Source organism: Variovorax soli NBRC 106424, from assembly GCF_001591385.1.
In the GTDB taxonomy this organism is placed as follows: domain Bacteria; phylum Pseudomonadota; class Gammaproteobacteria; order Burkholderiales; family Burkholderiaceae_C; genus Variovorax; species Variovorax soli.
In genome coordinates this window covers 1-26,136 of the sequence record NZ_BCUU01000016.1, presented here as the reverse complement: position 1 = coordinate 26,136, position 26,136 = coordinate 1, and the positions used below count along the sequence as shown (strand labels likewise).

At 68.3% G+C, this 26,136-nt stretch carries 28 protein-coding genes; 16 read left to right on the top strand and 12 right to left on the bottom strand.

Annotation, left to right across the window (positions count from 1 at the left end; genetic code table 11):
* Nucleotides 1-9: 9 nt before the first annotated feature.
* The 15 genes from VSO01S_RS07380 (at nucleotide 10) to VSO01S_RS07310 (ending at nucleotide 13,016) form a co-directional block, all read left to right on the top strand.
* Nucleotides 10-333: an integration host factor subunit beta gene (locus tag VSO01S_RS07380; protein ID WP_068641162.1), complete on the top strand. Its 324-nt coding sequence runs from the start codon at nucleotides 10-12 to the stop codon at nucleotides 331-333.
* A gap of 43 nt (nucleotides 334-376) precedes the next feature.
* A complete protein-coding gene (locus tag VSO01S_RS07375) occupies nucleotides 377-727 on the top strand; it encodes a LapA family protein (RefSeq protein WP_068641161.1) in 351 nt (116 codons plus the stop codon).
* Nucleotides 717-1,904, top strand: a complete 1,188-nt coding sequence (gene lapB, locus VSO01S_RS07370; RefSeq protein WP_068641160.1) for a lipopolysaccharide assembly protein LapB — start codon at nucleotides 717-719, stop codon at nucleotides 1,902-1,904. The genes VSO01S_RS07375 and lapB overlap by 11 nt, the downstream gene beginning before the upstream one ends.
* Nucleotides 1,905-2,072: 168 nt before the next feature.
* On the top strand, nucleotides 2,073-2,417 hold the full coding sequence (locus tag VSO01S_RS07365; RefSeq protein WP_068641159.1) for a ComEA family DNA-binding protein: 345 nt from the start codon (nucleotides 2,073-2,075) through the stop codon (nucleotides 2,415-2,417).
* 152 nt (nucleotides 2,418-2,569) lie between these two features.
* Nucleotides 2,570-3,550, top strand: coding sequence for a TRAP transporter substrate-binding protein (locus tag VSO01S_RS07360; protein ID WP_068641158.1), 981 nt, complete (start codon nucleotides 2,570-2,572; stop codon nucleotides 3,548-3,550).
* Between the two features lie 20 nt (nucleotides 3,551-3,570).
* Entirely contained in the window at nucleotides 3,571-4,104 is a 534-nt protein-coding gene (locus VSO01S_RS07355; protein WP_068641157.1) for a TRAP transporter small permease, read from the top strand.
* Between the two features lie 39 nt (nucleotides 4,105-4,143).
* Nucleotides 4,144-5,439, top strand: a complete 1,296-nt coding sequence (locus tag VSO01S_RS07350; protein ID WP_068641156.1) for a TRAP transporter large permease — start codon at nucleotides 4,144-4,146, stop codon at nucleotides 5,437-5,439.
* 4 nt (nucleotides 5,440-5,443) lie between these two features.
* The gene (gene crcB, locus VSO01S_RS07345) at nucleotides 5,444-5,818 is read left to right on the top strand and encodes a fluoride efflux transporter CrcB (protein ID WP_068641155.1); all 375 of its coding nucleotides are present in this window, start codon (nucleotides 5,444-5,446) and stop codon (nucleotides 5,816-5,818) included.
* Between the two features lie 82 nt (nucleotides 5,819-5,900).
* A complete protein-coding gene (locus VSO01S_RS07340; RefSeq protein WP_068641154.1) occupies nucleotides 5,901-8,882 on the top strand; it encodes a monovalent cation/H+ antiporter subunit A in 2,982 nt (993 codons plus the stop codon).
* Complete coding sequence (locus VSO01S_RS07335) at nucleotides 8,882-9,226, top strand: Na+/H+ antiporter subunit C (protein ID WP_068641153.1); 345 nt, start codon at nucleotides 8,882-8,884, stop codon at nucleotides 9,224-9,226. Before VSO01S_RS07340 ends, VSO01S_RS07335 begins: the two co-directional genes overlap by 1 nt.
* The gene (locus tag VSO01S_RS07330) at nucleotides 9,223-10,938 is read left to right on the top strand and encodes a monovalent cation/H+ antiporter subunit D (RefSeq protein WP_068641152.1); all 1,716 of its coding nucleotides are present in this window, start codon (nucleotides 9,223-9,225) and stop codon (nucleotides 10,936-10,938) included. The genes VSO01S_RS07335 and VSO01S_RS07330 overlap by 4 nt, the downstream gene beginning before the upstream one ends.
* Entirely contained in the window at nucleotides 10,935-11,426 is a 492-nt protein-coding gene (locus tag VSO01S_RS07325) for a Na+/H+ antiporter subunit E (protein WP_068641151.1), read from the top strand. Before VSO01S_RS07330 ends, VSO01S_RS07325 begins: the two co-directional genes overlap by 4 nt.
* Nucleotides 11,423-11,701 (top strand): K+/H+ antiporter subunit F, encoded by a 279-nt coding sequence (locus tag VSO01S_RS07320; RefSeq protein ID WP_068641150.1) that lies wholly within the window; start codon nucleotides 11,423-11,425, stop codon nucleotides 11,699-11,701. Before VSO01S_RS07325 ends, VSO01S_RS07320 begins: the two co-directional genes overlap by 4 nt.
* Nucleotides 11,698-12,093 carry a monovalent cation/H(+) antiporter subunit G gene (mnhG, locus tag VSO01S_RS07315; RefSeq protein WP_068641149.1) on the top strand — a complete coding sequence of 132 codons (396 nt, stop codon included), beginning with the start codon at nucleotides 11,698-11,700 and terminating at the stop codon, nucleotides 12,091-12,093. Before VSO01S_RS07320 ends, mnhG begins: the two co-directional genes overlap by 4 nt.
* Nucleotides 12,090-13,016: a LysR family transcriptional regulator gene (locus tag VSO01S_RS07310; protein ID WP_068641148.1), complete on the top strand. Its 927-nt coding sequence runs from the start codon at nucleotides 12,090-12,092 to the stop codon at nucleotides 13,014-13,016. Before mnhG ends, VSO01S_RS07310 begins: the two co-directional genes overlap by 4 nt.
* A gap of 17 nt (nucleotides 13,017-13,033) precedes the next feature.
* Here VSO01S_RS07310 and VSO01S_RS07305 read toward each other — a convergent pair whose 3' ends face one another.
* The 12 genes from VSO01S_RS07305 to VSO01S_RS07250 all read right to left on the bottom strand — a co-directional run bounded on the left by VSO01S_RS07305 (nucleotide 13,034) and on the right by VSO01S_RS07250 (nucleotide 24,962).
* Complete coding sequence (locus tag VSO01S_RS07305; protein WP_068641147.1) at nucleotides 13,034-14,032, bottom strand: Bug family tripartite tricarboxylate transporter substrate binding protein; 999 nt, start codon at nucleotides 14,030-14,032, stop codon at nucleotides 13,034-13,036.
* Nucleotides 14,033-14,587: 555 nt separating this feature from the next.
* Complete coding sequence (locus VSO01S_RS07300) at nucleotides 14,588-15,016, bottom strand: GNAT family N-acetyltransferase (RefSeq protein WP_068641146.1); 429 nt, start codon at nucleotides 15,014-15,016, stop codon at nucleotides 14,588-14,590.
* Between the two features lie 439 nt (nucleotides 15,017-15,455).
* Nucleotides 15,456-15,920 (bottom strand): bactofilin family protein, encoded by a 465-nt coding sequence (locus tag VSO01S_RS07295; protein WP_068641145.1) that lies wholly within the window; start codon nucleotides 15,918-15,920, stop codon nucleotides 15,456-15,458.
* Nucleotides 15,921-15,948: 28 nt separating this feature from the next.
* Entirely contained in the window at nucleotides 15,949-16,311 is a 363-nt protein-coding gene (locus tag VSO01S_RS07290) for a hypothetical protein (RefSeq protein ID WP_068641144.1), read from the bottom strand.
* On the bottom strand, nucleotides 16,304-17,284 hold the full coding sequence (locus VSO01S_RS07285; protein ID WP_306301704.1) for a M23 family metallopeptidase: 981 nt from the start codon (nucleotides 17,282-17,284) through the stop codon (nucleotides 16,304-16,306). The genes VSO01S_RS07290 and VSO01S_RS07285 overlap by 8 nt, the downstream gene beginning before the upstream one ends.
* A gap of 134 nt (nucleotides 17,285-17,418) precedes the next feature.
* On the bottom strand, nucleotides 17,419-18,426 hold the full coding sequence (locus tag VSO01S_RS07280) for an XdhC family protein (protein WP_068641143.1): 1,008 nt from the start codon (nucleotides 18,424-18,426) through the stop codon (nucleotides 17,419-17,421).
* Nucleotides 18,427-18,465: 39 nt separating this feature from the next.
* Nucleotides 18,466-19,020: an SRPBCC family protein gene (locus VSO01S_RS07275; RefSeq protein ID WP_068641142.1), complete on the bottom strand. Its 555-nt coding sequence runs from the start codon at nucleotides 19,018-19,020 to the stop codon at nucleotides 18,466-18,468.
* A 72-nt stretch (nucleotides 19,021-19,092) separates the two neighbouring features.
* On the bottom strand, nucleotides 19,093-20,301 hold the full coding sequence (locus VSO01S_RS07270; protein WP_068641141.1) for a vWA domain-containing protein: 1,209 nt from the start codon (nucleotides 20,299-20,301) through the stop codon (nucleotides 19,093-19,095).
* A 37-nt stretch (nucleotides 20,302-20,338) separates the two neighbouring features.
* Nucleotides 20,339-21,256, bottom strand: coding sequence for an AAA family ATPase (locus tag VSO01S_RS07265; RefSeq protein ID WP_068641140.1), 918 nt, complete (start codon nucleotides 21,254-21,256; stop codon nucleotides 20,339-20,341).
* 9 nt (nucleotides 21,257-21,265) lie between these two features.
* Nucleotides 21,266-22,057: an FAD binding domain-containing protein gene (locus VSO01S_RS07260; RefSeq protein WP_068641139.1), complete on the bottom strand. Its 792-nt coding sequence runs from the start codon at nucleotides 22,055-22,057 to the stop codon at nucleotides 21,266-21,268.
* A gap of 27 nt (nucleotides 22,058-22,084) precedes the next feature.
* Nucleotides 22,085-24,469 (bottom strand): xanthine dehydrogenase family protein molybdopterin-binding subunit, encoded by a 2,385-nt coding sequence (locus VSO01S_RS07255; protein ID WP_068641138.1) that lies wholly within the window; start codon nucleotides 24,467-24,469, stop codon nucleotides 22,085-22,087.
* A 16-nt stretch (nucleotides 24,470-24,485) separates the two neighbouring features.
* Entirely contained in the window at nucleotides 24,486-24,962 is a 477-nt protein-coding gene (locus VSO01S_RS07250; protein ID WP_068641137.1) for a (2Fe-2S)-binding protein, read from the bottom strand.
* Nucleotides 24,963-25,180: 218 nt separating this feature from the next.
* On the opposite strand from VSO01S_RS07250, the gene VSO01S_RS07245 reads away from it, so the two are divergent.
* Nucleotides 25,181-26,136, top strand: a 956-nt coding sequence (locus VSO01S_RS07245; protein ID WP_068641136.1) for a GAF domain-containing protein, incomplete at its 3' end; no start/stop codon positions are given.

Here is a 26,136-nt window from a genome sequence, read left to right as displayed (position 1 = left end):
TCGCCCGACATGACCCGTTCCGATCTCGTAGAAGAACTCGCCGCACGCTTCGCGCAGCTCACCCATCGCGACGCGGAGTCGGCCGTCAAGACCATCCTCGACGCCATGAGCGACGCGCTGGTCCGTGGCAATCGCATCGAGATCCGTGGCTTCGGCAGCTTTTCGGTCAGCCGCAGGCCGCCGCGCATCGGGCGCAATCCCCGCTCGGGCGAAAGCGTGGCCGTGCCGGAAAAGCGCGTTCCCCACTTCAAGCCGGGCAAGGCCCTGCGCGAAGCGGTGGACGAGCGCAGCGCCCAACTGGGCGGCGAGCCGCCGGCCCGCAAGGGTGAATGAGCCTTCGCGCTCGTAGAATCTTTCCGGTCACCGGAAAGCGCCCATGAAATACCTGCTGTGGCTGCTCAAGGCAGCCATTTTTTTTACCCTCTTCGCTTTCGCGCTGAACAACCAGCACGATGCGACCGTCAACTTCTTCTTCGGCACCTACTGGCGCGCGCCGCTGGTGCTGGTGGTGCTGGTCGCCTTCGCGGGCGGCATGGTGGTGGGCGCCCTGGGCATGCTGCCCGGCTGGTGGCGGCATCGCAGCAATGCGGCCAGGCCGGCAGCGCCGCCGGCCATCGTCCAGTCCGCTGCGCCGGCCGGCAACGCCAGCGTGGCCTCCGACAACCTCATCAACAACAACAACAGCAGCGGCACCGACCTGACGGTGGCGCGCCATCATGGACTTTGATCTCAGCTGGCTCCTGCTGGGGCTGCCCCTGGCTTTCGTGCTGGGCTGGCTGGCCTCGCGCTTCGACCTGCGCCAGCTGCGGCTGGAAAACCGCCAGGCGCCCAAGGCGTATTTCCGCGGCCTGAACTTCCTGCTCAACGAGCAGCAGGACCAGGCCATCGATGCCTTCATCGAGGCGGTGCAGAACGACCCCGACACGCAGGAGCTGCACTTCGCGCTGGGCAACCTGTTTCGCCGCCGCGGCGAATACCAGCGCGCCGTGCGCGTGCATGAGCACCTGCTGTCGCGCGGCGACCTGAGCCGCGCCGACCGCGACCGCGCGCAGCATGCGCTGGCGCAGGACTTCCTGCGCGCCGGCCTGCTGGACCGCGCCGAGGCCGCCCTGCAAAAGCTAGAAGGCACCCATTACGAGAACGAGGCGCGGCTGGCGCTGCTGGCCATCTACGAGCGCTCGCGCGAATGGACGCAGGCCGCGGAGGTGGCCCGCAAGCTCGACGAGTCCGATCAGGCCAGCTACAGCACGCGCCGCGCGCACTACCTGTGCGAGCAGGCGGCCGAGCATGTGGCGCGCGGCGAGTTCGATGAAGCCGGGCGGCTGCTTCGGCAGGCCACCGAGATTGCGCCCACGGCGCCGCGCCCTGCCATTGATACGGCCGCGCTGCAGTTGCGCAACGGCGAAGCAGGCAAGGCCTTCGACACCCTCGTCGCACTTTCCGATACTGCGCCGCTGGCGCTGCCGCTCTACGCCTCGCTGCTGCAGCAGGCAGGCGCTGCAGCGCAGCGCTCGGGCGAGGCGCTCGCACTGCTGCAGCGCCGCTACGCCGCGGCGCCGTCCATCGACGTGGTGGACGCCATCGTGGCGCTGGGCGGAACCACGCTGACCGATACCGGGGCAGGCACCGGCGACGGCGAAGCCGCGGTCACTCCGCGCGACAGCTATGTGGCCCACCTGCAGCACCAGCCGTCGCTGGCGGCGGCAAGCCGCTGGCTGGCCGGCGAACGCTTCGAGCGCGAAGCCCTGCACCCACCCGTGCAGCGCGCGCTCGACCAGGCGGTGCGTCCCCTGATGCGCTATCGCTGCGCGGCCTGCGGCTTCGAGGCGCACCAGTACTTCTGGCATTGCCCCGGCTGCCAGGCCTGGGACAGTTATCCGCCGCGCCGGGTCGAAGAACTCTGAGCGGCGCGCGCGCCTCTTTCTCCTTCGTGAATATTCCCGGGCGGGGACCAGGGTGCACGCTGTCAACGCCGCGCCCCGCGATACCGTTTGAAAACTGCCGGTCGCATCCTGTGACCGGTGGAACAACGCAATGTTGCTTCCATTCAAGAAGATATCAGGGAGAAATCAATGTTGAAGAAACTTCTGGCCGGCCTGGCCATGCTGGCTGCCGCCTCGGCCTTCGCCGCCGTCGACGCCAACAAGGCCACCCCCGCCGAACTCGATGGCCTCAAGGGCGTGGGCCCGGCCATGTCGCAGCGCATCGTCGATGCCCGCAAGCAGGGTGAGTTCAAGAACTGGGACGACTTCATGGCCCGCGTGAAGGGCGTGAAGGAGAAGACGGCCGAGAAGCTCTCGGGCGAAGGCCTGACGGTCAATGGCCAGCCGTACAAGGCCGCAGCCGCTGCACCAGCTGCACCGGCCAAGCCGGCCCAGCCCGCCGCAGCATCAGCCAAGGGCAGCACCAAGCCGTAAACCTTTTGCTCCGGTACATGCCAACGGGCCGCGTCATGCGGCCCGTTGGCGTTGGGCGCGCGCCGCGCCCACGGGAATGCCCCACTTCTTGGCCCACAACTTGCACGTAAGCTCGCTTCTTCATTTTTTCCGCCTTGTCTGTTGGAGAACACATGAACTACAAGCTTCGCGCCGCACTCGCCGGCATCGGCATGAGCCTCGGCCTCGGCACCAGCGCCCTGGCACAGACCAAGTGGGACCTGCCCACCGCCTACCCGGCCACCAACTACCACACCGAAAACATCGCGCAGTTCGCCAAGGACGTGGACGCGGCCACGGGCGGCAAGCTCAAGATCACGGTGCATGCCAACGCGTCGCTGTTCAAGGCCACCGAGATCAAGCGCGCGGTGCAGAGCAGCCAGGCCCAGGCCGGCGAGATCCTGCTGGCCAACTTCGCCAACGAGAATCCCATCTACGCGCTGGACGGCGTGCCCTTCCTGGCCACCACCTATGCGGAGGCGAAGAAGCTCTACGAGGTCTCCAAGCCGGCCATGGACAAGCTGCTGGCCGCCCAGGGCATCAAGGTGCTCTTCATGGTGCCGTGGGCGCCGCAGGGCATCTACGTGAAGAAGGAGATCGGCTCGGTGGCCGACCTGCGCGGCATCAAGTGGCGCGCCTACAGCCCCGCCACGGCCAAGATCGCCGAACTCATCGGCGCGCAGCCGGTCCAGATCCAGCAGGCCGAACTGGCCCAGGCCATGGCCACCGGCGTGATCGAGAGCTACATGAGCTCGGGCTCCACCGGCTACGACACCAAGACCTACGAGCACATCAAGAACTTCTACGACACGCAGGCCTGGATCCCGAAGAACGCAGTGCTGGTGAACGTCAAGGCCTTCGACGCGCTCGACCCCACCACCAAGGCCGCGGTGACCAAGGCTGCGGCCGATGCGCAAGCGCGCGGCTGGAAGGTGGCGCAGGAAAAGAACGACGAATACAAGCGCCTCTTGTCCGAGCGCGGCATGAAGATCCACAAGCCCTCGCCCAAGCTCGACGCCGACATGCGCCAGGTGGGCGGCATCATGCAGGCCGACTGGCTCAAGGCTGCGGGTTCGGACGGTCAGGCGATCGTCGACGCGTACAAGAAGAAGTGATGACGCGGAAGGCCTGACCCGTGCGCCGACTGCTCGACGGCCTCTACAACGGTGCAGGCGCCCTGGGCGCCTTCTGCGTGTTCCTCATCTTCGTGCTGATGATCGTCGCCGGCGTGGGCCGGCAGATGAACTGGCACGTCAGCGGACTGAACGACGCGGTGGCCTGGCTGTGCGCGGCCGCCGCCTTCCTCGCCATGGCGCATGCCTTCCGGCATGGCGACTTCGTGCGGGTCACGCTGCTGCTGGACGCTGTCCCGTCCAAGGTGCGGCGCGCGCTCGACGCCATCTGCCTGCTGATCGCGGCGGTGTCGGTGGCCTACCTCACGTACTGGGCCACCAGCTTCACCTGGGAGAGCTACGCCTTCGCCGAGATGGCCACGGGCCTGCTGGTCATCCCGATCTGGATTCCGCAATCGAGCTTCGTCATCGGCTGCTGGCTGCTGCTCATTGCCATGATCGACGAACTGGTGGGCGTGGTGCGCGGCGAAAAGCCCAGCTACCAGCGCGCAGTGGAAGAGCGGCACGCGGCCGGCGATTTCTCTTCCGACATCTAAGAACAACAAGAAAGCCAAGACGTGCTTGAAACCCTACTCATGGGCGCGCTGCTGCTCGCCATCATGCTGGTGCTGCTGGCCGGCGGCGTATGGATCGCGATGACGCTGGCCATCGTCGGCTGGGTCGGCCAGGCCTTCTTCACCAGCACGCTGCCCGGCAAGAACCTCTTCTCGGCCTTCTGGGAAAGCAACGCCAGCTGGGAACTGGCCGCCCTGCCCCTGTTCATCTGGATGGGCGAGATCCTGTTTCGCACGCGCCTGTCCGAAGAGATGTTCGAAGGCCTGCGCCCCTGGCTCAACCGGGTGCCCGGACGGCTGATGCACACCACCATCCTGGGTTGCGGCGTGTTCGGCTCGGTGTCGGGCTCCTCGGCGGCCACCTGCGCCACCATTGCCAAGGTGGCGCTGCCCGAGCTCAAGCGGCGCGGCTACAACGAGAAGCTGGCCATCGGCTCGCTGGCCACGGCCGGCACGCTGGGCATCCTCATTCCGCCGTCGATCACCATGGTGGTGTACGCCGTGGCCGCCGATGCTTCCATCATCCGCATCTTCCTGGCCGGCTTCCTGCCGGGCCTGCTGCTGATGCTGCTGTTTTCCGGCTACATCGGCTGGTGGAGCCTGCGCCACCCCGACCAGGTGCCGCCGGCCGATCCGCCCACCGGCTTCATTCAGAAGCTCAAGCTCTCGGGCAATCTGATTCCCTGCGCGCTGCTGATCGTCTTCATCGTGTGGGTGCTGGTGGCCGGCTGGGCCACCGCCACCGAGTGCGCGGCCTTCGGCGTACTGGGCTCGCTGGCCATCGCGGCGTGGGGCAAGAGCCTGACCTGGCAGAACTTCAAGGATGCCCTGATGGGCGCCACCCGCACCAGCTGCATGATCATGTTCATCCTGGCCGGCGCCGCGTTCCTGACCAAGACCATGGCCTTCACCGGTATTCCGCGCGAATTGGCCGAATGGGTGGACAGCATGCACCTGTCGCCCTACGCGCTCATCAGCGCACTGGTGGTGGTGTACCTGGTGCTGGGCACGGCGCTCGATGGCATCTCGATGATCGTGCTCACCAGCGCCGTGGTCCTGCCGATGGTGCAGAAGGCCGGCTTCGACCTGGTGTGGTTCGGCATCTTCGTGGTGCTGCTGGTGGAAATCGCCGAGGTCACGCCGCCTGTGGGCTTCAATCTCTTCGTGCTGCAGAACATGACGGGCAAGGACAGCAACGTGATCGCCAGGGCGGCCATTCCGTTCTTCTTCTGCCTCGTGGCCTGCATCGCCCTCATCACCATCTTTCCAGGCATCGTGACGGTGCTGCCGAACGCGATGATGGGCGTGGAAAAATAGCGGCATGTTGTTCGCTGTCGTTGCCATCAGCGTTGGCGCCGCCCTCGGCGCATTGGCGCGCTGGGGCCTCACCCTGTGGCTGGGCGTGGGCACGGTCCCGCTGGGCACGCTGGCCGCCAACCTCATCGGTGGCTACCTGATCGGCGTCGTGGTGGCGTCGCTGGCCCTCATGCCCGAGATCTCTCCGGTCTGGCGCCTGGCGCTGGTCACGGGCTTTCTTGGCGGCCTCACGACCTTCTCGAGCTTCTCGATGGAAGTGGTCACCATGCTGATGGAAGGCGAGCTGGCCACCGCCCTGTTCACGGCCTGCTTGCACCTGTGCGGGTCGCTCGCGCTGACCTGGCTCGGGGTGAAGACGGTGCGCGCATTCACCGCATGAAGAGCGCCTGAGCCGCGCGGTATCCCTTCACTGCGCTGAGCCACCGCGGAAAAGACAAGACCGGTCGATAGAATCGACCGCGATGTCGCTGGTCCTCGTTGTCGCGCTGCCCTTCATCGCCAGCATCCTCGCGGCCCTGTTGCCTTCTGACGCACGCAACCGGGAATCGACGCTGGCGGGCCTTGTCGCGCTCGGATGCGCCGGCTCCATCGCCTGGCTCTTTCCGCGGATCGCCAGGGGCGAGATCATCACCGAGCGCATCAGCTGGGTGCCCGAGCTGGGGCTTGACTTCGTGCTGCGGCTGGACGGCTTCTCGTGGCTCTTCGCCATGCTGGTGCTGGGCATCGGGGCGCTGGTGGTGCTCTATGCGCGCTACTACATGTCCTCCTCGGACCCGGTGCCGCGCTTCTTCTCCTTCTTCCTCGCCTTCATGGGCGCCATGCTGGGCGTGGTTCTCTCGGGCAACCTGATACAGCTGGTGCTGTTCTGGGAACTCACCAGCCTCTTCTCCTTCCTGCTCATCGGCTACTGGCACCATCGGCGCGACGCACGGCGCGGCGCGCGCATGGCCCTCACCATCACCGGCGCGGGCGGGCTGTGCCTGCTGGCCGGCGTGCTGGTGCTGGGGCGCATCACGGGCAGCTACGAGCTCGCCGACGTGCTGGCCGCCGGCGACCAGGTCCGCGCCAGCCCGCTGTACCTGCCGGCGCTGCTGCTGGTGCTGCTGGGCGCCTTCACCAAGAGCGCGCAGTTCCCTTTCCATTTCTGGTTGCCGCGCGCCATGGCGGCGCCCACGCCGGTGTCGGCCTACCTGCACTCGGCCACCATGGTGAAGCTGGGCGTGTTCCTGCTTGCGCGCCTGTGGCCGGTGCTCTCGGGCACCGAGACCTGGTTCTGGCTGGTGAGCTTCACCGGTGCCATCACACTGCTGCTGGGCGGCTACGTGGCCATGTTCCAGCGCGACCTGAAGGCGCTGCTGGCCTACTCCACCATCTCGCACCTCGGGTTGATCGTGCTGCTGCTGGGGCTGGGCAGCCCCATGGCCGCGGTGGCAGCGGTCTTCCACGTAATGAACCACGCCACCTTCAAGGCGTCGCTCTTCATGGCGGCAGGCATCATCGACCACGAGAGCGGCACGCGCGACATCCGCAAGCTCAGCGGCCTTCTCAAGCTGATGCCCATCACGGGCACGCTGGCCATCATCGCCAGCGCGGCCATGGCCGGCGTGCCGCTGCTCAACGGCTTCCTGTCCAAGGAGATGTTCTTCGCCGAGACCGTCTACATCGAGGCCGCCCCCTGGGTGAGCACCGTGCTGCCGCTCATCGCCACGCTGGCGGGCATGTTCAGCGTGGCCTATTCGCTGCGCCTGGTGGTCGACGTGTTCTTCGGCCCGCCCTGCACCGTCGACGACGTGCCCAAGGTGCCGCACGAGCCGCCGCGCTGGATGCGGGTGCCAGGCGAGGTGCTGGTGGTGATCTGCCTGGTGGTGGGCATTGCGCCGGCCTGGTCGGTGGGCCCCCTGCTCGCCGCGGCGGCGGCACCGGTGGTGGGCGGCACGCTGCCCGACTACACGCTGGCCTTGTGGCACGGCTTCAACCTGCCCCTGCTCATGAGCTTCGTGGCCATGGGCGGCGGCGTCTTCATCTACCTGGTGCACCGCTGGCGGCGTGCGCGCGGCGGCCTGGCGTTCACGCCGCTGCTGCATCGCTTCGACGGGCAGCGCGTTTTCGAGAACTCGCTGGCACGCCTGAGCGAAGCCGGCCGGCGCGGGCGCCGCATCCTGGGCACGCGCCGCCTGCAGACGCAGCTGCTCTTCATGGCGGCGCTGGCGGTGGGCGGCGCAACGGCCGCGCTCTACCTGCAGCCCGCCAGCCACCAGCCCACCGGGCTGCTGCCCTTCTCGCCAATGTTCGCCATGACCTGGCTGCTGGGCGGCATCTGCGCCGTCACCGCCGCCTGGCAGGCCAAGTACCACCGGCTCGCGGCGCTCATGCTCAGCGCCGGCGCGGGCCTGGTGTGCTGCATCACCTTCATCTGGTTCTCCGCGCCCGACCTGGCGCTGACGCAGCTCATTGCCGAGACGGTCACCACCGTGCTGATGCTGCTGGGCCTGCGCTGGCTGCCGCTGCGCAAGCAGGCCGAACTGCCCGTGGGTTCCCGGATTCGCCGCTGGGGCCGCCGCGGGCGCGACCTCTTCATTGCCGGCGCGGCCGGCTGCGGCATGGCGGCGCTGGCCTGGATGCTGATGACGCGGCCTTTCCCGCAGAGCATCTCCGGCTTCTTCCTGGACCATGCCCTGAGCGAAGGCGGCGGCACCAACGTCGTGAACGTGATGCTGGTGGACTTCCGCGGCTTCGACACCTTCGGCGAGATCACGGTGCTGGGCGCGGTGGCGCTCACGGTGTATGCGCTGCTGCGCCGCTTCCGTCCGGCCGTCGAGTCGATGGCGCTGCCGCCGCAGCAGCTGGTGAAGCAACAGGAAGGCGACAGCGACCTGGTCAACCCGCGCCTGGCGCACGACACCGCCGTCGGCTACCTGATGGTGCCGGCCGTGCTGGTGCGGCTGCTGCTGCCGCTGTCGGTGCTGGTGTCGGTCTACTTCTTCATGCGCGGCCACAACCAGCCGGGCGGCGGCTTCGTGGCCGGGCTGGTGATGTCGGTGGCGCTGCTTCTGCAGTACATCGTCTCGGGCACCGAGTGGGTGGAAGAGCACCTGCGCATCTACCCGCGCCGCTGGATCGCCACCGGCCTGCTGCTGGCACTGGCCACGGGCCTGGGCGCGCTGGTGCTGGACTACCCCTTCCTGACCACGCACACCGCGCACCTGCACCTGCCGGTGCTGGGCGAGGTGCACGTGCCCAGCGCGCTGTTCTTCGACATGGGGGTGTTCACCCTGGTGCTGGGCTCCACCATGCTGATCCTCACGGCACTGGCCCACCAGTCGGTGCGCAGCCACCGCTGGGCCGACGAGCAGCGCGAGCGCGCGGCCGAGGAGGCGCAGAAGGCCGAAGAAGCCGAAGCAGCCGCCGCGCGCGAAGCGGCATCCACCGGAGCGCCCGCCTGATGCAAGCCGTGCTCGCCATCGCCATCGGCGTTCTCACTGCCTCGGGCGTGTACCTGCTGCTGCGTCCGCGCAGCTTCCAGGTGATCATGGGCCTGACGCTGCTGTCGTACGCGGTCAACCTCTTCATCTTCAGCATGGGCCGGCTCAAGGTGGACAGCGAGCCCATCCTGGTGCCGGGCATTACCGCCACCCTGGCCAACACGGCCGACCCGATGCCGCAGGCCCTGGTGCTCACGGCCATCGTCATCGGCTTTGCCATGACCGCCCTGTTCCTGGTGGTGCTGCTGGCCACGCGCGGCCTGCACGGGACCGACCACGTGGACGGCGAGGAAGGCGAGCGATGACCTCCTTCTTCGCCCTGCTCGACCGCCTGCTCGAAGCCACCATGCCGCACCTGGTGGCGGTGCCGATCCTGCTGCCGCTGCTCACCGCCGGGCTGATGCTCACGCTCGAGGAGCGGCACCGGCGCATCAAGTCGGTGCTGACCGTCGCCTCCGGGCTGCTGGGCCTGCTCGTGGCGCTGGCGCTGCTGCGCTGGGTGAACGCGCCCGGCACCGGCGGCGGGCCGGGCTCCATCGGCGTGTACCTGCCGGGCAACTGGCGCGCGCCCTTCGGCATCGTGCTGGTGGCCGACCGGCTGTCGACCATGATGGTGGCGCTCACCGGCGTGATCGCATTCGCCGCGTCCATCTATTCCACCTCGCGCTGGGACCGGGCGGGCGTGCACTTCCATCCGCTGCTGCAATTGCAGCTGATGGGCCTGAACGGCGCCTTCCTCACCGGCGACCTGTTCAACCTCTTCGTGTTCTTCGAGGTGATGCTGGCGGCCTCCTACGGATTGCTGCTGCACGGCTCGGGCAAGCTGCGCGCGCGCGCCGGGCTGCACTACATCGCGATCAACCTGGCCGCGTCGGCCCTCTTCCTCATCGGCGCGGCGATGATGTACGGCGCCACGGGCACGCTGAACATGGCGGACCTGGGCGCGCGCATTGCCCAGCTGCCCGCGGCGGACCGCGGCCTGGTGCATGCGGCCGGCGCGATCCTGGCCGTGGCCTTCTTCGCCAAGGCGGGGGCCTGGCCGCTGAACTTCTGGCTGGTGCCGGCCTACAGCGCGGCCGTGCTGCCGGTGAGCGCCGTGTTCACGCTGCTCACCAAGCTGGGCGTGTACACCGTGCTGCGCCTGTGGACGCTGTTCTTCGTGGCGGACGCGCCCTATATCAACGGCGGCTTCTTCGGCCAGAACGTGCTCATCGCCATCGGGCTGGTCACGCTGTTCGTGGCGGCGCTGGGCACCATCGGCACGCAGCGGCTGGCCAACCTGGCGAGCTTCGGGGTGCTCATGTCGGCCGGCACGCTGCTGGCCGCGGTCGGGCTCGCACAGCCGGGCGTGTGGGCCGGCGCGCTCTACTACATGCTGAGCTCCACGCTGGCGGCTGCAGGCTTCTTCCTGCTCATCGACATGATCGAGCGCTGGCGCAATGCCGGCTCCAGCATCGCCGCCTTCGAGTCCGCCGGCGCCGCGCCCTTCCTGGCCGAAGACCTCAAGCCGCTGGGCGACGTGAACCTGGACGACGACGAGCAGGCGCTGTACGGCCGCGCCATTCCGGCCGGCGTCGCCTTCCTGGGGCTGTCCTTCGTGTTCTGCACGCTGCTGCTGGCGGGGCTGCCGCCGCTGTCCGGCTTCGTGGGCAAGTTCGCCATGCTGTCGGGCGTGATGGAGGCGCCCTCGCTCAATGCCGCGGGCTGGACCTTCCTGGCGCTGCTGCTGGTCTCGGGCTTCTTCACGCTGGTGGCCTTCAGCCGTGCCGGCATCCGCCATTTCTGGACCACGCCCGAAGGCGGGCAACCCAGCCTGCGTGCGCTGGAGGTGCTGCCGGTGGCCGCGCTGCTGGGGGCCAGCCTGGCGCTCACCGTCGGCGCGGGCCCCGTCATGCACCATGCGCAGGCCACTGCACAGGAACTGCGTTCGCCGCAGGACTATCGGCGCGCGGTGCTCAGGGCCCGGCAGAAGCCTTCGCCGACGGCCACCGACGTACCGAGGGCTCCGCTGCCATGAAGCGCTGGATGCCCTCGCCCATCCTGTCGCTGGCGCTGTTCGCCGTGTGGGTGCTGCTCAACCAGTCGCTGCACCCGGCCACCTTGCTGCTGGCCGCCGTGCTGGCGGTGGGCGTGCCGCTGCTCACGCGCAGCCTGCGGCCGAAGGAAGCCTCGGTGCGGCGCCCGCTGGTGGCGCTGAAGCTGGCGGGGCACGTCATGCAGGACCTGCTGCAGTCGGCATGGGACGTGGCCCGGCTGCTGCTCACGCGCCGCACGAAGGGCATTGCCTCGCACTTCATCCACATTCCGCTGGACATGCGCGACCCCAGCGGCCTGGCGGTGCTGGCGATGATCTTCTGCCTGACGCCCGGCACCGCCTGGGCCGAACTGTCGCTGGACCGCGCCACGCTCATCATCCACGTGTTCGACCTGCAGGACGACGCGGCCTTCATCGAGCTCATCAAGACGCGCTACGAGCGTCCCCTCATGGAGATCTTCGAGTCATGACCCCCGTGCTCTTCTGGTCACTCAAGCTCGCGCTGCTGCTGCTGGCGGTGGCCATGCTGTGCGCCCTGTACCGCCTGCTGGCCGGCCCCGCCGCGCAGGACCGCATCACCGCGCTGGACTGCCTCTACATCAACGGCATGCTGATGATGCTGGTGCTGGGCATCAACTATTCGAGCAACGTGTACTTCGAGGCGGCAATGCTCATCGCGCTGTTCGGCTTCGTGGGCTCCACCTCGCTGGCCAAGTTCCTGCTGCGCGGGGAGGTCATCGAATGACCGAAGACTTCATCATGGGCCCCCTGCCGCTGTGGGCCGAGATCGTCACCGGCGTGTTCGCCGTGGTGGGCGCGGCCTTCGCGGCCATCGGCTCCTTCGGCCTGGTGCGGCTGCCCACCTTCTTCCGGCGCATCCATGCGCCCACGCTGGGCGCGACGGTGGGCGTGTGGAGCCTGACCATCGCGACCATCGTGTATTTCTCGGTGCAGGGCCACAGCCTGTTCCTGCACGCGATCCTGATCGCGGTGTTCGTGGCGCTCACGGCACCGGTGACCACCATCTTCCTGGTGCGCGCCGCGCTGTTCCGCGCGCGCACCACCGACGTCGGCCAGAAGAAGGTGCCGCCGCCCTCGACTTCCAGGCCGCGCGACAATCAACCGCCGGCGGCATGAATCTCACCCTGCGCCAGCTGCGCGCATTCGTCGCCGTGGCCGACTGCGCCAGCTTCACCGAAGCGGCCAAGCAGCTGCACCTGACGCAGGCCGCCATGAGCGTGCTGGTGCGCGAGCTCGAATCCGAACTGGGCGTGCGCCTGCTCGACCGCAACACGCGGCGCGTGGAGCTGTCCGAAGCCGGCCGCGACCTGTACCCCTTTGCGCAGCGAATGCTGAGCGAACTGGAGGAGGCCGTGCACAGCGTGGGCGAACTGCGGGACAAGAAGAAGGGCCTGCTGCGCGTGGCCGCGCCGCAGATGATGGCCTGCACGCTGATGCCGCAAGTGATTGCCGCCTACCGCGAACACCATCCGCACATCGAGGTGCGGCTGCTGGACACGGTGCCCGAGCAGATGCTGGAGCGGGTGCTGGCGGGCCAGTCGGAACTGGCCGTCGGACCCGACGTGGCGGCGCCGCCCGAGGTGGAGCGCCGGCCGCTGCTGCGCGACCGCCATCACTTCATCTGCAAACCCGACCACCCGTTGGCCCGCCGCAAGCAGGTGCGCTGGCGCGAGCTGGCCGGCCTGCCCTTCATCGCGCCCACGCACGATTTCATGCGGCGACTGGAGCCCGAACTGGCGGCAGCCGGACTGGCCGCGCCGCCCATGCTGCTGCCGGTGCACCAGGTGTCCTACATGACTACCGCGCTGGGCCTGGTGGCGGCCGGCCTGGGCGTGACGGCCTGCCCCTCGTACGCAGCCCCGCTGGTGCAAGGCCATGGCCTGGTGATGCGGCCGCTGGCCGAGCCGGTGTTCTACCGTGAGGTCTGCATCTTCAACGCCGCCGCCAGGTCGCTGTCGCCGGCGGCGCAGAGCTTTGTCGACTTCATCACCGCATTCGTGATCAAGAAGACGGCGACGAAGAAGGCCGGCAAGCCCTAGCCGGCCTTCCTTGCTGACTATTCGATCGTGGCGCCCGAGGCCTGCACGATGCCCTTCCACTTCTGGTAGTCGGTCTTGAGCAGCGTGCCGAATTGCTCCGGCGTCATCGACTGCGGCTCGGCGCCCTGGTCGTGGATGGCCTGCTTCACGTCGGGCTGGGCCAGCAGCTTGTTCACCTCCGCATTGACCTTGGCCACGATCTCGGGCGAGGTGCCGGCCGGCAGGAACAGGCCATACCAGGTGCTGACGTCGAAGTCCTTGTAGCCCTGCTCGGCCACAGTGGGCACGTCGGGCAGCGTGGTGCTGCGCTTGATCGAGGTGACGGCCAGCGGGCGCAGCTTGCCCGACTTGATCTGCGCCATGGCCGAGGGCAGCGAGGACACCATCAGGTCCACGTTGCCGGCCAGCACGTCCATCATCGCGGCGTTGGAGCCCTTGTAGGGCACGTGGCGGATCTTGATGTTGGCCGCGCTCTTGAAGATCTCGCCGGCCAGGTGGATGGTGGTGCCGTTGCCGGGCGAGCCGAAGGTGATGGCATCGGGCTGGGCGCGCGCAGCGTCGACCACGTCCTTCAGGGTCTTGAACTTGGAGTCGGTGCGCGTGACGATCACCACCGGCGTGTAGGCCACGTGGGCGACGGCGACGAAGTCCTTGACCGGGTCGTAGCTGAGGCTCTTGTAGAGCCAGGGCGCGACGACCATGTTGTCCTTCTGGCCCATGACGATGTCATAGCCGGTGGGCGCGGCGCGCGCGGCTTCGGCAATGCCGATGGTGCCGCCGGCGCCGGCGCGGTTGTCGGCCACCACGGTCCACTTGGCGGATTCGGTGAGCTTGGTGGCCACCAGGCGCGAGAGGATGTCGGTGCCGCCGCCGGGCGGGAAGGGCACGATCAGGCGGATGGGCTTGGCGGGGTAGTTGGCGGCCGCGCCTTGGGCAAAGGCTGCTGCCGGTGCGAGCGAAGAAGCCAATGCGGCGCCGGCTGCGCACAGCAGCAGTGTTCTGCGGGTGGGGGTCATGGGTTGTTGTCTCCTGGCGTGGGCGGACGACGACGCTGGGCCTGCTTCGTCAGACCTGCGGGCGAGCGTCGGGCAAATAAGCTGAAGTTTGCATGAGCGCGGGGCTTTGGGTCGTCGCGATTCGAGAATGGGCCCCTGGTCGAATGTGATATCGGGAGCCTCCCGGAACCAGGACTGCGTGCTTGTGTCGCGCGGGCCAAGGCCTGAGTGCCACTGCGCACCGGCGCTTCACTGTGCCGGTCGGCGCTTTGCGCCGACTCCCCTGCGCTTCTCGCCACGGGCGGGGTCCGCGCGAACTCGCTCCACTACGTTGCGCTCAAACAGCGCGCGGCCCTGATCCGCCCGCGGCTGCGATGCTCGGCGGCCCAGAGGCGCGCCGGCGCGCAGTGGCACTCAGGCCTTGGCTGGATGCGGCGTGGGGATTGCGGACTGAACAGCGGCTTCGGGGCGGCGGATTCAACGGGTCGAAGGCGAAGTTCAAGAGATCCAGCGCATACCAAGTCCTCAACGAAGCTCCGCTCTTGGCCGACGGCGCAGGTATGCGCGCAGGCAACCTCACGGGACAAGTGACTTCCTCATGCACGCCAAGTAGAACCCAGGCGCGTAGTCGTCGATGCGGGCGTATTCCTCGTAGCCATGCTTCAGATAGAACTTGGGCGCCTGCCACTCGAAGGTCTCAAGCTTCGCGTTCCTCGCTCCCAACTGCACGGCGCGTCGCTCGGCCTCGGCGAGCAGGTGGCCACCCAGTCCCGCGCCTCGCACGTCAGCTTCGACGAAGAGCACGTCGATGGTCAGCCAATGGAGAAACACGAAGCCTCGCAGCCCGCCGAGCAACCGGCCGTCCGCGCTCTTGGCATTGAGGCGGATGTACTGTTGCTCCGGATACTCACCGACGAAGCCGTAGTTGAAGTGGCGCAACCTGCTGCCAAGCGCGCCGGACCGCACTTCTTCGGGAGTGGCTTCGGAAATGATGGTGTTTTCCATTTGACCGGCGTGCGGGCTTCGAAGGCTTTCGCATCTGCTTCAAGCGGGAGATGCCTCACCTAAAGCCTTGCTCGTTCAGTGTGGCACGAGGTGTGCATCGCGAACAAGCACTGATGCGCCCCCCGAATTTCCAACCGACGTCCCCAGGCGAGGCGCGGGCGGGGCTGCGGGCCGGGGGCGATTTCCGGGGCGACGAGGAGCGCAGGCTTCGGGGGCTGCGCGCAAGGGCACCTTGCGCGCTTCAACTTCTGACTCATCGCGGCTGTTTGAGCGTCGAGAACGAAGTGAACAGAGCGAGTTCCGCGATGCAGCCCCCGAAGCCGAGCACCGCAGTGAAGTCGGCGCAAAGCGCCGGCCGCCACGGATGAGCCCCCGGCCCGCAGCCCCGGCCGCGCCTCGCCTGCCCCGCCACGCAAGCGCGCCGGCCAATCGAGAAAAATCAGGCGCTCGGGCTCGGCACCAGATGACCATCTCTTGCCGATCCAGTGGAAGCCGCCGCCGAGGCAGGCTTGCCAGCAGCCGCCGACGAAGTGGCGTCGCGCTTCGTCAGCTTGCCGTCCACCGTCGCACCGCAATCCATGCGCAGCTGCAGGTACTCGATGTTGCCCGTGACATGAGCATTGGCCTGCAGGTCGACGAAATGTTCGGCGATCACGTCGCCGACGATGGTGCCGTTCACGATCAGGTCGTAGCCGCGCACGTTGCCCGTGATCTTGCCGTGTTCGCTCACCACCAGCAGTGCCTGGCTGTCGGCCTTGCCCGTCACGTTGCCCTTGACATGGCCATCCATGCGCAGGCCCTCGGCAAACTCGAGGTCGCCGGCGATCACCACGTCCCGTGCGATCAGGGTGGTGAATCGGGTCCGGCGCACATCCGCCGAGATTTTCTTCTTGCTTCCAAACATGGGGCCTCTTCTGTGGTTCTCTGAAAGGTCAGCGGCGCGGCGGCTGGCCCTGGCTGCGCAAGAAGCGCAGTTCTTCATTCAATCGCCGGACTTCGGCAGCCGACGCGTCCGCCGCCTCCTGCACGGCGCCTCGCGCCGCCACTTCCTGCTGCAGCGCCAGGCGGGTGCGCGTCAATTCCTGCTCGGCCTTGTCGTCTTCAGGCGAGGCGGCACACGCCGTGGTCGCACTCGGCAGCACCGGCGCTCGCGCATAGCCGATGGCCGCCGCGGCGCCCAGCGCCAGACACAAGGCGCAGCTCAGCACCCATTGGCCGAAGCCCGCGACGCGCGAGCGGCGAGGCTGCAGCGTGTAGGCCTGCTGCGTGAAGTGGCCATAGCTGCGATCAGCCATCGACAGGCTCGGCGAACAGCGCCATGTAGGCCGCCGGATTGATGGGCGAGCCGTTCTCCAGCACCTCCATGTGCAGGTGCGGCCCCGTCGAGCGGCCGGTCGATCCGACGTCGGCGATGTGCTGGCGCGGCAGCACCAGGTCGCCTTCGCGCACCGCCAGCCGCGACGCATGCGCGTAGCGCGTCACGAGTCCGTTGCCGTGGTCGATTTCCACCACATGCCCGTAGCCGCTTTTCTCGCCGGCGTAGATCACGCGGCCACCCGCGGTCGCAAGAATCGGCGTGCCGGTCGGCGCGGCCAGGTCGATGCCCGAATGAAAGCCCAGCCGGCTGTTGAACGGATCCATGCGGTTGCCGAACGATGAAGTGAAGCGCGCACCATCGATCGGCGCGCGCCCCGGAATCGATGCCCAGGCATTCGCATGCGCGACGGCCTCGCGCTCGAGCACCGTCAGCAGCGAGCCGATGCAGTCGATCTGCGCCTGCATGCGCGTGGCGTCGGCCTGCCCAGGTTGCGCCGACGCCGCTGGCGGGCAGTTGCGGGGCGGCAGCAGCGGGCCGCCTTCCCCATCGCGGTCGATCTCGCCGCCAGCTTTGCGCGGTGCGGCCTTCTTCTCGCCCAGCCGCGACTGCAGATGGCGCAGCTCGCCGATCTGCCTGGCGAGCGAGGCGATGCGCGGCTCGAACTGCGCGACGGACGCATTGAGCTTGCCGATTTCTCCCACCACGTAGTCGCGCGTTGCGCGGTGTGCACCGCGGTCATCGGCGGGGGTGGTGCCGGGCATGGAGGAGGACAGATGCATGCCGATGGCCACGCCCACCGCCAGCGCGATCACCGAAAAGAGCACCGCAGCAGTGCCCGCCATGGCCACTGCGCTGCGATGCGTGACGAAGCGAACCGAGCCGTTGCTCAGGCGCCCCCGCGCGTCACCGAAGAATGAGAAAAACTGCTTCATCAACAAGAAAAAGAACACGAGGTCAAGCCTCGCCCTTCATTTTCCGTTGACTCGGTGTCGATTCATGCGCAAGAGGGGGCAGCGTTACACACCCTCGTGGCATGCAGGAGACGCGCGCACGCGGCGCCTACTGCTAAAGGGCTACGCGGCCCTCACGCCTGTAGTGATTTCGCATGCGCCACCTCCATCTCGCGCGGCAGCGGCACGCCGTTCTTCACCGCCAGGATTTCCGCCATCACGCTCACCGCGATCTCCGGCGGCGTCTTGCTGCCGATGTAGATGCCGATGGGCCCGCGCAGGCGCGCGAGCGAACTTTCGGTTTGCTCGAAGTGCTCGATCATGCGGTCGCGCCGGGCCTGCGCATTGCGGCGCGAACCGATCGCACCCACGTAGAACGCATCGGTCTCCAAGGCCTCGAGCAAGGCCAGGTCGTCCAGCTTGGGGTCGTGCGTCAAGGCCACCACGCAGCTGCGGCGGTCGGGCTTGAAGGCGCGCACCGCGTCGTCGGGCATCTCGGTGCTGATGGCCACGCCCGGCACGTCCCACACGGCGCGGTACTCGGTGCGCGGGTCGCACAGCGTCACGGCAAAGCCGGAGAAGCGCGCCATGGTCGCGAGGTACTCGGCCAGCTGGCCGGCGCCGATCAGCAGCATGCGGTACTCGGGGCCGAAGGTGTTGACCAGTTCGCCCTCGGTCACCTTCAACTCGGCCGGCGCCAGCGAGGGCGCGAGGCGCACGCTGCCGTCTTTCAGCGAAACGGTGCGCTGCATCATGTGGCCCTGCTCCAGCTCGGCCACCAGCGCCTTCAACGATTCCGCATCGGGGTCGTATTCCAGCAGCAGCTCCAGCGTGCCGCCGCACGGCAGGCCGAAGCGATGCGCCTCGTCCGCCGTGATGCCGTACTTCACCATCGACGGCGCACCAGTGGGCATCGCGTTGTCGGCGCCATGCGCGCGGCTGTAGCGGGCGATCAGGTCGTCCTCGATGCAGCCGCCCGAGACCGACCCGACGACCGCACCGTCTTCGGCCAGCGCCATGATCGAGCCCACCGGGCGCGGCGACGAACCCCAGGTACGCACCACCGTGGTCAGCAAGGCGCGCCGGCCGGCCAGGCGCCAGTCGCGCAGGGTGCGCAGCACCATCACATCCAGGTTTTCCATGGCTCGAATATCCCGCGAAGCGAAAGAGCAGGTGCTCCGTCAGTCCTTTTTGCCGCCGCCCAGGCCCAGGCGCTCGCGCCAGCTGCGCTTGGCCGGCTCGTCCTCTTCGCCGGCGGCAGCTTCGGCGGCATCGGCAGCCGGGGCCGGCGCGTACAGCGCCTGCAGCTCCTGGTCGAAGCGCTTGAAGAAATCGTCGGCCATCGACTTGGCCGCACCGTCGATGAGCCGCTGGCCCAGCTGCGCCACCTTGCCGCCCACCTGCGCCTGCACCGTGTAGCCCAGCTCGCAGCCGCCGTCGTTGGGCACGAGGCTCACTTCCGATGCGCCCTTGCCGAAGCCGGCCACGCCGCCCTGCCCTTCGAAGGCCAGCTTGTAGCTCGCCGGCGGCTGCACATCGCTGAGCGTGACCCTGCCGTTGAACTTGGCCGACACCGGGCCGACCTTCACCGCCATGGTGACGGCGTACTGCCCGTCGCCGGTGCTCTCGAACTTGTCGCATCCGGGCAGGCATTTCTTGAGCATCTCGGGATCGTTGAGCGCATCCCAGGCCTGCTGCTGCGTGACAGCCAATTGCCGCGTGCCTTGCATGTCCATGCTGGTATTTCCTTGTGAGTGTGTGTGTTCGTTCGTTCGGGGAATGGGTGCTGGCCGTGTGTGCCCGCTCGATCAGCGTGCGCCGCCCGTCTTCATGAGGGCGGCCAGGCTGCGGGCCAGTTGTTCGAGTGCGCTCAGATTGTGGACCGCGAGCATCGCGTCCGCATGGCGGTGCAACATGGCCGCACCGCGCGCCAGCGGTGCGTAGCCTTCGAAGCGCAGCAGCGGGTTGAGCCAGAGCACGCGCCGCGCATGGCGCTTGAGCCACAGAAGTTGCTCCTCGAGCAGTTCCGGCTCGCCGGTATCCAGCCCGTCGGTGATGAGCAGCACCAGGCTGCGCCGGCCGGTGAGGCGGCGCGCATGCCCGGTGCGCAGTTGCACCAGCGATTCGCCCAGCCGCGTGCCGCCCGCGAAGTCGTCGATGGCGGCGCTGGCGGCCAGCAGCATCTCGTCGGTGTCGGTCAGGCGGAAGGCCGGCGTCAGGTCGGTGAGGTGCGTGCCGAAGGCGAACACGTCGCGCCGCCCGGCCCGCCGCGTGGACGCATGCAAAAAGGCCAGCAGCAGACGCGCATAGCGCTCCATCGAGCCCGACACGTCCACCAGCACCAACAGCGGCAACGGCTGCTCGCGCTGCACGAGCCGCGGCAGCCACACCAGCTCGCCGCCGGTGCGGCCGGCCTCGTGCAGCACGCCGGGCCAGTGCATGCGCGAATGCGATCGGCCCGCGCCGGCATGGCGCAGGCGCCGCGCGGGCAGCGTCGGCACCGGCAATGCGATCTCGCGGGCCAGGCGCTCGACCAGGCGGTATTCCTCCGCCCCCAGCGCATTGAAGTCCGCATGGTGCAGGCGGGCGCGCTCGCTGGCGGTCATGGCGGCGTCGAACTGCACTTCCTTGTCGTTCTGCGCCGCCGGCCTGGCCACGCCCGGGGCGGCCAGCGCTTCGCGCACGCGAGGGCGCCGGCGCGGCGGCTCGGCCTTGCCCTCGGCGCTCGGCAGCATCTGCGCGAGCAGCTTGTTGGCCAGCTCCGGATCCTGGAACCAGGCCTCGAACAGTTCGCGGAACACCATCCGGTCCTGCTCGCGGCTGACCATGACCGACTCCATGGCGGCGCTCAGGTCTTCCTTGGCCGCAACGCCGACGAGCGTGGCGGCCTGCGAAGCCAGGGCGATGCGCGCCGCGTCGATGGGCACGCCGGCGCGCCGCAGCGCGCGGCCGAAGGCGGCGATGTTGCCCGCAAGCTTGCCGCGACGGGAATCGCCGAGCTGCTGTATCGGGGTCATGGGGCGCTCGCTGCCGCTGGGGCCGTGTGTCCGTCCGTCAGGCGTCGACCGGCTTGAGCAGCTCGCCGGCCAGCGCACTGTTGAGTGCGGCCACGTCGTCGCGCTGCTTGAACAGGATGCCGGCCGTGTCCACCACCACTTCGGGGTCGAGCTCCAGCGTGTCCAGCGCCACCAGCGCACGCGCCCATTCCACGCTTTCCGCGATGCCGGGCACGCGCTGGAACGCAGTGGACTGCGGCATGGCGCGCAGGCGCCCCACGAAGTCGGCCACCTGCTGGGAGAGCTGCTGGCTGGCTTGCGGCACTTGGGCGCGCACGATGGCCAGTTCGCGTTCGCGCTCGGGGTAGTCCAGCCAGTGGTAGAGGCAGCGGCGCTTGACCGCATCGTTCAGGTCGCGCGTGCGGTTGCTGGTGAGGATGGTCACCGGCGGCACGATGGCGCGCACCGTGCCCAGTTCCGGAATGCTCACCTGGTACTCGCCCAGATACTCCAGCAGGAAGGCCTCGAAGGGCTCGTCGGCCCGGTCCACCTCGTCGATGAGCAAGACCGCACCGGGCGGCAGGGTTTCGAGCGCCTGCAGCAAGGGCCGGCGCACCAGGTAGCGCGGCTGGTAGACCTCGGATTCGATGTCGTGGGTGATGCCTTGTGCTTCTGCTGCCCGCATGTGCAGCAGTTGCGCGGCGTAGTTCCATTCGTACAGCGCCTCGCGCTGCTCCAGTCCGTCGTAGCACTGCAGGCGCAGCAGCTCGCGGCCGAGGGCCTGCGCCAGCGCCTTGGCCAGCTCGGTCTTCCCCACGCCGGGCTCGCCTTCCAGCAGCAGCGGGCGCTGCAGCTTCAGGGCGAGGAACACCGCCGTGGCCAGCCGCCGGTCGGCGTAGTAGCCGGCCGCTTGCAGCGCCTGCACCACCGCGTCGATGGAGGACCAGGGAGCGGTGGTGTCAGGCGTGGCAGTCATCGAGCGAGGTTAACCGAGGGCCTTGGCGACGGCGCGCTGGGCCAGGACGCTGATCAGGTTGGCGCGGTAGGCAGCCGACGCGTGCAGGTCACTGTTGAGGTCGCTGGCATCGATCTTCACGGCAGCCGCAGCTTGCGGCGTGAAGCTCTTGTTCAGCGCATCCTCCAGGCCGGCATGGCGGAACACGCCGTTGCCGGCACCGGTGACGGCCACGCGCACGCCATTGTCGAACTGCGCCAGGAACACGCCCACCAGCGGGAAGTGCGAGGCCTGCTGCAGGTGCTTCTCGTACACCGCCCGCTTCGGGATGGGGAAGCGCACCGCGGTGATGAGTTCGCCGTCCTTCAGCGCCGTGGCGAAGAGGCCCTGGAAGAAGTCGTCGGCAGCGATCTCGCGCTGCGTGGTGACCACCGTGGCGCCCGTGGCCAGCACCGCGCTCGGGTAGCAGGCGGCCGGGTCGTTGTTGGCGAGCGAGCCGCCGATGGTGCCCATGGCCCGCACCTGGCGGTCGCCGATGTGGTCGGCCAGCCAGGCCAGCGCCGGGAAGGCCGACTTCACGTCGGCGTTGCGGGCCACGTCGGCATGCTTGGTCATGGCGCCGATCACGAGCTGGTTGCCGTCCTTCTTGATGCCGGCCAGCTCGGCGATGCCGCCCAGGTCGACCAGTTGCTCGGGCGCGGACAGGCGCAGCTTCATCGAGGCCAGCAGGGTCTGGCCGCCGGCCAGCGGCTTGCCGCCGGCACCGGCCAGCTTCACCGCATCGGCCAGCGTGGCGGGACGTTCGAAGGTGAATGCGTACATGGTGTGTGTCCTTCTCTTCGTTCTCGTTCAAGCCGCATTGACAGCGTGCATGGCTTCCCAGACTCGGTTGGGCGAGGCGGGCATGTCGAGGTCCTTCACGCCCAGCGGACCCAGCGCGTCGAGCACCGCATTGATCACCGCCGGCGGCGAGCCGATGGCGCCGGCCTCGCCGCAGCCCTTGGTGCCCAGCGGGTTGTGGGTGCAGGGCGTGCAGGTGGTGTCCAGCCTGAAGTTGGGGAAGTTGCGCGCGCGCGGCATGGCGTAGTCCATGAAGCTGCCGGTGAGCAGCTGGCCGCTCTCGTTGTCGTACACGCAGTTTTCCAGCAGCGCCTGGCCGATGCCCTGCACGATGCCGCCCTGCACCTGGCCTTCCACGATCATCGGGTTGATGATGGTGCCGAAGTCGTCCACCGCGGTGAAGCGGTCGACCGTGACTTCGCCGGTGCCCTTGTCCACCTCCACCTCGCAGATGTAGGTGCCGCCCGGGAAGGTGAAGTTGGTCGGGTCGTAGAAGGCGGTTTCGTTCAGGCCCGGCTCCAGCTTGTCGAGCGGGTAGTTGTGCGGCACGTAGGCCGTGAGCGCCACCTGGCCGAAGGGGATCTTCTTGTCGGTGCCCTTGACCGCGAATTCGCCGTTGCTGAATTCGATGTCGGCATCGCTGGCTTCCATGAGGTGCGCCGCGATCTTCTTGGCCTTGGCCTCGATCTTGTCCAGCGCCTTCATGATGGCCGCGCCGCCCACCGAGATGGAGCGCGAGCCGTAGGTGCCCATGCCGAAGGGAACGCGGCCCGTGTCGCCGTGCACCACGTCCACGTTCTCCACCGGAATGCCCAGGCGCCCCGCCACCACCTGCGCGAAGGTGGTTTCATGGCCCTGGCCGTGGCTGTGCGAGCCGGTGAACACCGTCACGCTGCCGGTGGGGTGCACGCGGATCTCGCCGCATTCGAACAGGCCGGCCCGCGCGCCCAGCGCACCCGCGATGTTGGACGGCGCGATGCCGCAGGCCTCGATGTAGCTGGAGTAGCCGATGCCGCGCAGCTTGCCCTTGGCCTCGGTGGCCGCCTTGCGCGCCGCATAGCCGTCTACATCCGCCAGCACCTTTGCCTTGTCCATCGATGCGTGGAAGTCACCCGTGTCGTACTGCAGCGCCACCGGCGTCTGATAGGGGAACTGGGTGATGAAGTTGCGCTTGCGGATCTCGTCCTGGCCCAGCTTCATGTCCCAGGCGCAGCGCGTGACCAGGCGCTCGAGCAGGTAGGTGGCCTCGGGCCGCCCGGCCCCGCGGTAGGCATCCACCGGCGCGGTGTTGGTGAACCAGGCGTCCACCTCCACGTAGATCTGCGGCGTGGTGTACTGGCCCGCCAGCAGTGTCGCGTACAGGATGGTGGGCACCGCCGTGGCAAAGGTCGAGAGGTAGGCACCCAGGTTGGCGTCGGTGTGCACCCGCATGGCGAGGAACTTGCCTTGACTGTCCATGGCCATCTCGGCGTGGCTCACATGGTCGCGACCGTGCGCATCCGACAGGAAGGACTCCGACCGGTCCGCCACCCACTTGATGCTGCGGTTGAGCTGCTTGCTGGCCCAGGTCAGCGCCACGTCTTCCGCATACAGGAAGATCTTGGAGCCGAAGCCGCCGCCCACGTCGGGCGCGATGACGCGCACCTTGTGCTCGGGCAGGCCCAGCACGAAGGCCGTCATCAGCAGGCGCTCCACGTGCGGGTTCTGGTTGGCCACGTACAGCGTGTATTCCTCGCTGGCGCGGTTGTAGGCGGCCACCGCCACGCGCGGCTCGATGGCGTTGGGGATCAGCCGGTTGTTGACCAGGTCGAGCTTGGTGACATGCGCCGCACTGGCGAACACGGCATCCACCGCCGCCTTGTCGCCGAGCGTCCACTTGTAGCACTGGTTGTCGGGCGCCTGCTCGTGGATGGAAACGCCGCTGCTCTTCTTGGCCGCATCGGCCACGCTCACCAGCGCGGGCAGCACGTCGTAGTCGACCTGCACCGCTTCGGCTGCGTTGCGCGCCTGCTCCAGCGTCTCGGCCACCACCAGCGCCACATGGTCGCCCACGTAGCGCACCTTGCCGATGGCCAGGATGGGATGCGGTGGCTCCTTCATCGGCGTACCGTCCGGGTTGTTGATGAGCCAGCCGCAGGGCAGCCCGCCCATCTTCCCGTCGATGTCCTTGCCGCTGAAGATGCCGATCACGCCGGGCATGTCCTTGGCGGCGGAGATGTCGATGCTCCTGATGGCCGCGTGCGCGTGCGGCGAGCGCACGAACACGGCATGCGACTGGCGCTCCATGAACACGTCGGAGGTGTACTGCCCCGCGCCGGTCAGAAAGCGCACGTCTTCCTTGCGCTTGTAGGCCTCGCCGATGTGCGGGAGGTTCGCGAAATCGTTGGCACCCATGGTCGTCTCCTTGGGCTCAGGTGTTGGGGGCGCTCATGGCCTTGCCGCCCATGACCACCGCCTTGACGATGTTCTGGTAGCCCGTGCAGCGGCACAGGTTGCCGTCGAGCAGCTCGCGCACCTCGGTCTCGCTGGCGTTGGGGTGGTTGTTGCACAGGTCGATGGCACTCATCACCATGCCCGGCGTGCAGAAGCCGCACTGCAGGCCGTGGCATTCCTTGAAGGCCGCCTGCATGGGGTGCAGGGTGCCGTCAGCCTGGGCGATGCCTTCGATGGTGGTGATCTCGGCCCCCTGCATCTGGGCCAGCAGCACGTTGCAGGACTTGAGCGCCCGCCCGTTCACGTGCACGGTGCAGGCGCCGCACTGGGCGGTGTCGCAACCCACATGGGTGCCGGTGAGGCGGAGGTGTTCGCGGATGGCCTGGACCAACAGGGTGTTGGGCGGCGCGTCGAGCGTGACGGCCTGTCCGTTGACTTTGAGTTTGACCTGCATTTGGCTGTCTCCAAAGTTTGGTGATGGCTGGTGTGCTGTCCCACAATCCGTGCGCGCAGATGCGGGCCGGCACACGGGGCGGTTGGGGATATTGGACGCCGCACTACGGGCGCATGCTAGGCAAAACCCTAGACGCATTGCGCGCTGCGCATGAAATTCTCAAAATGAAACAGGCTGGCCCCGCTCCGGCGCGCGCACCGCGCTCCACTCCAAAGCAAATGCTCACCTCATCCTCTTCGCTGCCGCGGCCCGAACGCGGCACCCTCATTGCACAGGCGCGCCGCGAATGGTTCGACGGCGCCGTGCCCCACACCGGCACGCAGCCGCGCATCGAGCCCTGGATCACCCGCTCATGGCAGCGCTGCCTCGGGGCGGGCCACCGGCCGCAGCAGGCTGTGAGCTTCGATGCCGTGTCGCGCAGCCGGGCGCGCGAAGTGGCCGAGCGCAACAGGCAGCTGGCCGCCGCGGCGCGACCGGTGATCGAGCGGCTCTCGCGCACCCTGGCCGACACGCGCTACTTCCCGATCCTCACCGACGCCGAAGGCATCGTGGTCGACCTGGGCGCGCTGCCCCGGCTGGGCGAGCGCGATGCGCAGCGCGCGCTCGACCTGGCGCGCATCGGCGTGGACCTCTCGGAAGCGGCCGTGGGCACCACGGCCATCGGCGCCGTGCTGGCCGAGCAGGAGCCGGTGTGGCTGCACCGGGGCGAGCATTTCTTCGACGCGACGAGCATCTACAGCTGCGCCGGGGCGCCCCTGTTCAACCCCCAGGGCAGCTGCGTGGGCATGCTCGACCTCACCGGCGTGAACGAGCAGGAGCGGCCCGAGCTCAAGCACCTGGCGGCCGCCTCGGCACGCGCCATCGAGAACGCTCTGATGCTGCAGCACCCTTGCGCGCTGCTGCTCCACCTGGCCTGGCCGGGCTACAGCGTCGGCCCCGATGCGATGGGCCTGCTGGGCCTGGACGAGGAGGGCTTCGTCACCGGCGCCAATGCCTGCGCCCGGCAGATGCTGCACCAGCCCATGCTGGCCGGCAGCCCCGGCAGGCTGCATGCGACCGACCTGTTCGCCCTGCCGCTGTCGATGCTTTTCGACGCCGCGCGGCGCGAAGACGTGGCGCTGGAAGTGCCCTTGTGGTCGGGCCTGCGCGTGCGCGCCCGGGCGCAGCGGCCCGG